The organism is Streptomyces sp. NPDC051133 (genome assembly GCF_040682635.1).
In the GTDB taxonomy this organism is placed as follows: Bacteria; Actinomycetota; Actinomycetes; order Streptomycetales; family Streptomycetaceae; genus Streptomyces.
Window position 1 is genome coordinate 1 of record NZ_JBFBBK010000259.1, and the last position, 1,058, is coordinate 1,058.

Here is a 1,058-nt window from a genome sequence, read left to right on the forward strand (position 1 = left end):
TACTGACTTTGTAGTCGTGGTGTCGTCGGCGTGAGTCCTGTTCCGGTGAGGCATCCGTCGATGATGCTGCTGCGGTATTGGAGCTGGCGGAGGCCGTTTCGAAGCCGGTGCATGAGGTGGTTCGGGTCGGTGAAAGCTGTGTTGGCCTGGGTAGTCCGGCGGAGGATTGACCAGATGCCTTCGACGGGGTTGAGGTCGGGTGCGTAAGGCGGCAGGTGGTAGGCCGTGAGCCAGTCCTGCGCCTCGATGAAGGCCCGCATCCGGCGGTCTTTGTGGACGTTCAAGTTGTCCCAGATGAGGACGATGGGTCCGCCCAGCTGCTGGTGGGCGGCGATGAGGAGGTCGCGGTACTCGCTCCACGCGAAGCTCTTGCGGCCTGCGCCCTTGTGGTCGGTGTGCCGTTTGGGCCGATAGATCAAGCGGGAGCGTTCGCCGGGTTTGTAGCAGCACAAGGCGGCTATGGACAAGCGCCGCTGGGAGCGCCCGCGGACCCGGATGACGGGTGTGGTGCCGCGCCGGCTCCAGGTGCGGGAGGTCGGCGGCGTCATCGAGAACCCGGCTTCGTCCTCGAAGACAGTCCAGGCCCCGAGCGCCGCCGCGGTGTTTCCACGTGCGGCCATACGTCCTTCACCCAGCCGGCCACCGCCGCCTCGTCACGCTCGAGAGCACGGCGAGCCGGAACCTGATGACTCCAGCCATGCCGCCGCAGCATCTGCGAGATCCCTGACAGGGTCATCGACTTGTGGAACCGCCTGCCGATCAGGGTCTTGATCCTGGCCAGCGTCCATCTCTGGTCCCCCCAGCCGTGCGCGAGCGGGCCCTTGGCCAGCTCCTCCTCGAGTACGGCGAACAGCGCCTCGCTCAGCTTCGGCCGGGATGCCGGGCCGCGGGAACGAACCCCGTCCTGGCCGCTCTGTCTCCAGGCCTGTCGCCACCGCTGGACCGACCGGACGCTGACCCGTAACTCCTTCGCGATGCTCGTGCTGCCCCGCCCCTCGGCGAACATCGCAACGGCTTCCAGCCTGACCCGCTCGCGGAATGCCTGCCTCTCCGCCGTC

At 67.3% G+C, this 1,058-nt stretch carries 2 protein-coding genes; both read right to left on the reverse strand.

The window, feature by feature from the left end; genetic code table 11:
- On the reverse strand, window positions 1–548 hold a 548-nt coding region (locus AB0N17_RS46875), incomplete at its 3' end, for a transposase (RefSeq protein ID WP_366017755.1).
- The coding region (locus AB0N17_RS46880) for a winged helix-turn-helix domain-containing protein (protein WP_366017754.1) at window positions 545–1,058 on the reverse strand (514 nt) is incomplete at its 5' end. The genes AB0N17_RS46880 and AB0N17_RS46875, both read right to left, overlap by 4 nt.